Origin of the sequence: Citrobacter sp., assembly GCF_050252275.1 — a bacterium.
Taxonomy (GTDB): Bacteria; Pseudomonadota; Gammaproteobacteria; order Enterobacterales; family Enterobacteriaceae; genus Citrobacter_A; species Citrobacter_A amalonaticus.
The window spans coordinates 1-6219 of sequence record NZ_JBFWLF010000268.1 but is presented as its reverse complement, the minus strand read 5'-3'; the positions used below and the strand labels follow the sequence as shown (position 1 = coordinate 6219).

The 6219-nt window shown below is 53.7% G+C and carries 7 protein-coding genes; 1 reads left to right on the top strand and 6 read right to left on the bottom strand.

Annotated features, from left to right (window positions below):
- Nucleotides 1–45: 45 nt before the first annotated feature.
- The 6 genes from AB7E14_RS18945 to nudF form a co-directional block, all read right to left on the bottom strand.
- Complete coding sequence (locus AB7E14_RS18945) at nt 46–1230, bottom strand: PLP-dependent aminotransferase family protein (protein WP_046401893.1); 1185 nt, start codon at nt 1228–1230, stop codon at nt 46–48.
- Between the two features lie 176 nt (nt 1231–1406).
- Nucleotides 1407–3299, bottom strand: a complete 1893-nt coding sequence (gene parE / locus AB7E14_RS18940; protein ID WP_428169793.1) for a DNA topoisomerase IV subunit B — start codon at nt 3297–3299, stop codon at nt 1407–1409.
- A 27-nt stretch (nt 3300–3326) separates the two neighbouring features.
- Nucleotides 3327–3908, bottom strand: a complete 582-nt coding sequence (gene yqiA, locus AB7E14_RS18935; protein WP_044327036.1) for an esterase YqiA — start codon at nt 3906–3908, stop codon at nt 3327–3329.
- A complete protein-coding gene (gene cpdA / locus AB7E14_RS18930; RefSeq protein WP_042998168.1) occupies nt 3908–4735 on the bottom strand; it encodes a 3',5'-cyclic-AMP phosphodiesterase in 828 nt (275 codons plus the stop codon). Before cpdA ends, yqiA begins: the two co-directional genes overlap by 1 nt.
- A gap of 24 nt (nt 4736–4759) precedes the next feature.
- Nucleotides 4760–5182 (bottom strand): DUF1249 family protein, encoded by a 423-nt coding sequence (locus tag AB7E14_RS18925; RefSeq protein ID WP_042998169.1) that lies wholly within the window; start codon nt 5180–5182, stop codon nt 4760–4762.
- A complete protein-coding gene (gene nudF / locus AB7E14_RS18920) occupies nt 5179–5811 on the bottom strand; it encodes an ADP-ribose diphosphatase (RefSeq protein WP_044328965.1) in 633 nt (210 codons plus the stop codon). The genes AB7E14_RS18925 and nudF overlap by 4 nt, the downstream gene beginning before the upstream one ends.
- A gap of 198 nt (nt 5812–6009) precedes the next feature.
- Here nudF and AB7E14_RS18915 point away from each other — a divergent pair.
- Nucleotides 6010–6219: TolC family protein (locus AB7E14_RS18915; protein WP_428169792.1), on the top strand; the 210-nt coding region annotated here is incomplete at its 3' end.

The following is a 6219-nucleotide window of genomic DNA, read 5'->3' as shown; positions in this document are numbered from 1 at the left end:
GTTGCGCCGGGTCAGCCATCAGCGTCAGACCCGGCAACAGCGACCTCAGGGCAACGCTTTTTTCAATCTCCGTACCGCTTCTTCAAGCTCATCCGCCGTTGGTGTCGCAAAAGACATCCGTAGCGTCCGTTTGTCCGGCTTATCACAGAAGAAGAACTCTCCCGGCACGAATACCACTTTTTCCTGCAGTGTGCGGGAAAGCCATGCCGTGGTATCAAAATCATCACGGAACGTCCCCCACAGGAACATCCCACCCTGCGGCATATGGAATGAGATATGCTCGCCCAGTTCGCTGCGAATCGCGTCCGCCAGCAAATAGCACTTCTCACGGTACGCCTGACGAATGAGCTGAATTTGATCGTCCAGACGACCTAACGTCAAATAGCTGGCGGCCATTGCCTGCGAATGCGCGCTGGTATGCAGATCGGTCGCCTGTTTAACGATGGTCGCTTTTTGTCTGATCCATTCCGGCAGTACCACCCAACCCACACGCAGGCCTGGAGCCAGAATCTTGGAAAAAGTCGAGGTATAGATCACCTGCTCAGGGCATCCGCTCTCTCGGGCATGCTGGAACAGCGTTTTATAGGTCTCGTTGGTGAAATTGATTTCACCGTAGGGATCGTCTTCGATGATGGCAAAGTCATGCTGTTTCGCCAGTTGAACCAACTTCTGACGACGGGAATCACTAAGAACCACGCCACCGGGGTTACCGAACGTCGGCACGATGTACACAAACTTGATCGTGTTGTTCTGCAGCAAAACTTCCAGATCGTCTACGATCATGCCGTCTTTATCGGTACCAACAGACAGAATATCTGCCTGAGACAGTTGCAGCACCTGCAAGGCGGCAAGATAGGTCGGACGTTCGACGACCACTTTGTCGCCCGGATTGATCAGCGTTCTCACCAGAATATCCAGCGACTGCTGAGACCCATTGGTCACCAGAATGGCGTCGGACGCGGCCTGAATGCCTCGTTTCTGACACAACTGAGCGATCGCTTCCCGCAGAGGCGGAAAACCTTCACTCAGACCGTACTGGAACGCATCCAGAAACTGGTTTTCCATCATGTTACGCGTGGCCATTTCCAGCCCTGTATTATCAAACAGTTCCGGGCTGGGAATGCCGCCGCCCAGCGATATCACGCCAGGCATTTTGCTATGTTTGAGTAATTCCCTGATAGCGGAGGGTTTAAGGGCGTCGACGCTCTTAGACAGATGTGTGTTGTTCATCCTGTTTCCTTATTATGTATTTTTGGCGTCCATCCCCGGTCAGTGCCATAACGTCAATCCGCGTTCTCGCCTCGATTGAGCCTAATAGACCTCTCTGGCAAGATCAATCAGATATCCTGAAAGCAAAAGGGTAAGCCATGATGGCTTACCCTTTTTATTAACAATGAAACGTATAATTACCCGTCGATATCTGCGAGGTCGCCTTTTTCCTGCAACCAGTTACGGCGATCTTCAGAGCGTTTCTTCGCCAGCAGCATATCCATCATGGCGTTAGTGCGCTGATCGTCCTCATCATCAATGACGAGCTGGACCAGACGACGCGTGTTGGGATCCAGCGTGGTTTCACGCAACTGCATCGGGTTCATTTCACCCAGTCCTTTAAAGCGCTGTACGTTTGGCTTGCCTTTCTTGCGCTTCAACTGTTCCAGTACGCCCGCTTTCTCTTCTTCCGTCAGCGCGTAATAAACCTCTTTGCCGAGGTCAATTCGGTACAACGGCGGTAGCGCGACGTAGACGTGTCCGTGTTTCACCAGCGTGCGGAAATGCTTCACAAACAGCGCGCACAGTAGCGTGGCGATGTGCAGACCATCGGAGTCCGCATCCGCCAGGATACAGATCTTACCGTAACGTAACTGGCTCAGATCGTCGCTGTCCGGATCGATGCCGATCGCGACAGAAATATCGTGCACTTCCTGTGAGGCCAGTACTTCATCAGAAGAGACTTCCCAGGTGTTCAGGATCTTACCCTTCAGCGGCATGATCGCCTGATATTCACGATCGCGCGCCTGCTTGGCGGAGCCGCCCGCCGAGTCCCCTTCCACCAGGAACAGTTCGGTACGATTCAGATCCTGCGCGGTACAGTCCGCCAGTTTTCCCGGCAGCGCCGGACCGCTGGTCAGCTTTTTACGCACCACTTTTTTCGCCGCGCGCAGTCGGCTCTGAGCGCTGGAGATCACCATCTCCGCTAACTGCTCGGCTGACTGGACGTTCTGGTTCAGCCACAGGCTGAAGGCATCTTTCACCACACCAGAGACGAACGCTGCACACTGACGCGACGACAAACGTTCTTTGGTCTGTCCGGCAAACTGTGGATCCTGCATTTTCACCGACAGCACGTAGGCGCAGCGGTCCCAGATATCTTCCGCTGAGAGCTTCACGCCGCGCGGCAGAATGTTGCGGTATTCGCAGAACTCACGCATCGCGTCGAGCAGCCCCTGACGCAGACCATTGACGTGCGTCCCGCCCTGCATGGTCGGGATCAGGTTCACGTAGCTTTCGGTCAGCAGTTCGCCGCCTTCCGGCAGCCACAGCAGCGCCCAGTCGACCGTTTCCGTGTCACCGGAAAAATTACCGATGAACGGTTTTTCCGGCAGCGTCGGCAGGCCGTTTACCGCTTCGCGCAGATAATCGTTCAGGCCATCCTGATAGCACCAGCGCTGTTCGCTGTTATTAACTTCATCTTTAAAGGTGATTTCAACGCCAGGGCACAGCACGGCTTTGGCTTTCAGCACGTGCGTTAAGCGCGAGACAGAAAAACGCGGGCTGTCGAAAAAGGTTTCGTCAGGCCAGAAATGGACGCTGGTGCCGGTATTGCGCTTGCCGCAGGTGCCAACAACCTGCAAATCCTGAACCTTGTCGCCGTTCTCAAACGCAATGTTATACACCTGACCATCACGACGCACGTTCACTTCCACGCGCTTCGACAGGGCGTTGACCACGGAGATCCCTACGCCGTGCAAGCCGCCGGAGAACTGATAGTTCTTGTTCGAGAACTTGCCGCCCGCGTGCAGCCGACAGAGGATCAGTTCAACCGCCGGAACACCCTCTTCCGGGTGAATGTCCACGGGCATGCCGCGACCGTCGTCGATAACTTCCAGAGATTGATCGGCATGTAAAATCACATCCACGCGTTTCGCGTGGCCCGCCAGTGCTTCATCGACACTGTTATCAATTACTTCCTGCCCAAGATGGTTAGGGCGGGTCGTATCGGTATACATCCCTGGGCGACGGCGTACCGGCTCAAGCCCAGTGAGTACCTCAATGGCATCAGCGTTATAAGTTTGCGTCATGGTTTTAATAGCAATTCGAAATGATTGTCAGCAACTGTGCAGTCCAAGGAAATCGACAATCGGGTTGAAATAATCTTCGAAGCCCGTGAATGCATGGTTTCCACCTTCAATAACAGTCTGGCGGCATGAGGCGTAATACGCCACTGCCTGGCGGTAGTCCAGCACTTCATCTCCCGTCTGTTGCAGCAGCCAGATTAAATCCGACGCTTCCAGCGGGTCGATCTGCATGACTTTAAGATCGTAAATATGGCGTGACTCTAGCACATATTGCTGCCCCGTGTAGGGGTTCTCGTTCTGACCGAGGTAGTCAGTCAACAGTTCAAATGGCCGGACAGCCGGGTTGACGACAACCGCGGGCAGCATAAAGCACTGTGACAGCCAGGTGGCGTAATAACCGCCTAATGATGATCCCACCACGCCCAGCGCCTCGCCGCCATGCTCCAGCACGATAGACTCCAGCATCTCTGCGGCATCGGCCGGATACGGCGGCAGCTGCGGCACAACCATCTCGACATGAGGATAGTGTTCGCGCAGCCAGTCTTTCAGCAGACAGGCCTTCGCCGAACGGGGCGAGCTATTGAAGCCGTGCAGGTAAAGAAGCGTAGACATCAGTAGCCTTCAGAAGCGGTATCAGGTCGGAACTCAGTCCCTTGCAAACGACAGACGTCTGTTTTCAACGTACCGTCGGCAAACAGCTCCAGCGTACGCCAGCCAGGGCCGATGCTATCAAGGGTAAAGTTCGCACAATGGGGTTTGAACTGAACGCAGGTGGAGGGCGTCGCCAGCAGACGGCGGCCATTCCAGTCGAGATCCAGTTCCTGATGAATATGCCCGCAAAGCAGATATTTCACGCGCGGATAATTCACCAGCACGTTGTCCAGTTCCGCCGCGTTACGCAGGCTGTGTTGATCCAGCCAACTGCATCCCGCAGGCATGGGGTGATGATGCAGAAGCAGCAGAGTGTGACGCTCAGGGGCCGCAGCAAGTTTACGCTCCAGCCACTCGAGCTGAAATTCGCTCAGTTCACCGTGAGGTACGCCGAAGACCTGACTGTCCAGCAGCAGAATTTGCCACTGCTCGCCAACCATGACGCATTTTGCAGGGGAGATCCCCGCCTCTTGTAATGCGCTATACATCGCAGGCTGGAAGTCATGATTACCGGGCAACCAAACGCAAGGCGCACGAAAGCTTGCGATGCCTTCAGCAAAATGCTGATAAGCCGCAGCGGTTTGATCCTGAGCTAAATCACCTGTCGCCACGATCAGATCGTATTCCTGCCCCTCGGCATGAATGGCATCCAACACGGCCTGGTAGCTTTCCCAGGTGTTTACGCCCAATAGCGTTTCGTGCTTTTCGGCAAACAGGTGAGTATCAGTAATTTGTAAGATCCTGACCCTGGCCTCACCAGCCAGAGAAAGGTTTAACAGGCTTTCCAAATGGTGTCCTTAGGTTTCACGACGCTAGTAAACCGGAATCGCCATCGCTCCATGTGCTAAGCAGTATCGCAGCCAATCGGCCAGAAACTGATTAATTTGATGCTTTTCGTCGCGTTGATGCAACTTTTTATTTGGGTAATCATACCGTGCTTTGAAGCGAAAGATCTGCTGACTTGAACACACTTCGGCGACCATTGCGTCATGGTAGAGCCGTACAGTCAGTGACGGCAGGCTCCAGTAGGTGATGGTCGGCGCCGTCTGCTCGATGGTCACCAGCGTGGTGTATCGGGTCGATTCAACTATCGTAATCCGATATTGTGCGTTGCCCACCTGGTAACTCACCGTTTCGCCAGGCGCATCATTACGCGGCAGCAGACGTCGCAGTTGCGAAAAGTTCGTTTCGCAAAGACGCATCATTTCAGGGAAGTCAGGTGTATAGCGCTTCATTTTTTCCACTCGTTTATTAGCTCTTTATAGTGCAGTTGCAGCCATTGCAGGGCGATGACCGAAGCCGCGTTATCAATTATCCCCTCTTCTACCCAACGGTAAGCCTGCTCCCGGCTTACCACATGAACCCGAATATCTTCGTTTTCATCAGCCAGACCGTGAATCCCGTTTGCGGTCGTGGCGTCCACTTCACCCACCATAATTGACGAGCGCTCACTGGTGCCGCCAGGGCTTGCCAGAAAACTGAGCACCGGTTTCGTCCGTTTTACCTCAATGCCAGCCTCTTCCATCGCTTCACGGCGGGCCACATCCTCAACGCTTTCACCCTCTTCGATCATCCCGGCCACCATTTCCAGTAGCCACGGCGTTTCACTGGTGTCATAGGCCGCGATGCGCACCTGCTCAACTAACACCACTTCATCCCGCTCAGGGTCAAAGGGTAGCAAGACTGCCGCATGGCCGCGCTCAAAAATTTCTCTACGCACTTCCTGGCTCATTTCACCGTTGAACAAACGATGGCGAAAGCGATAAAGATCCAGCGAAAAAAAACCGCGATATAGCGTTTCTCGTGCAATAATTTCTACATCGTTTTTGGCGAAAGTTACTGGCGAGTTGCCTGATTTGCGCATTGTGCCGTCCTGTACCAATAGTGATTTAAATGTGAATTTCAAGGGCGTTTGACTGCCGTTTCATCGACCTTGTGGTAAATTGGTGCAAATTAACGCCTGATGGCACAGAACGCCAACTTTTTGCGGTGGCGGATTCTGCTAGAATCAGCAATTATTTTTAAAATTTGATCAGCGCTAAATACTGCTTCACAACAAGGAATGCAAATGAAGAAATTGCTCCCCATCCTTATCGGCCTGAGCCTGTCGGGGTTCAGCACACTGAGCCAGGCAGAGAACCTGATGCAAGTTTATCAGCAAGCACGCCTGAGCAACCCGGAATTGCGTAAATCCGCCGCCGATCGCGATGCTGCATTCGAAAAAATCAACGAAGCACGTAGTCCTTTACTGCCTCAACTGGGCTTAGGTGCC

Coding starts and splice junctions, on each gene's coding strand:
- AB7E14_RS18945 (WP_046401893.1), bottom strand. CDS start 1,230: ATGAACAACACACATCTGTCTAAGAGCGTCGACGCCCTTAAACCCTCC.
- parE (WP_428169793.1), bottom strand. CDS start 3,299: ATGACGCAAACTTATAACGCTGATGCCATTGAGGTACTCACTGGGCTT.
- yqiA (WP_044327036.1), bottom strand. CDS start 3,908: ATGTCTACGCTTCTTTACCTGCACGGCTTCAATAGCTCGCCCCGTTCG.
- AB7E14_RS18925 (WP_042998169.1), bottom strand. CDS start 5,182: ATGAAGCGCTATACACCTGACTTCCCTGAAATGATGCGTCTTTGCGAA.
- nudF (WP_044328965.1), bottom strand. CDS start 5,811: ATGCGCAAATCAGGCAACTCGCCAGTAACTTTCGCCAAAAACGATGTA.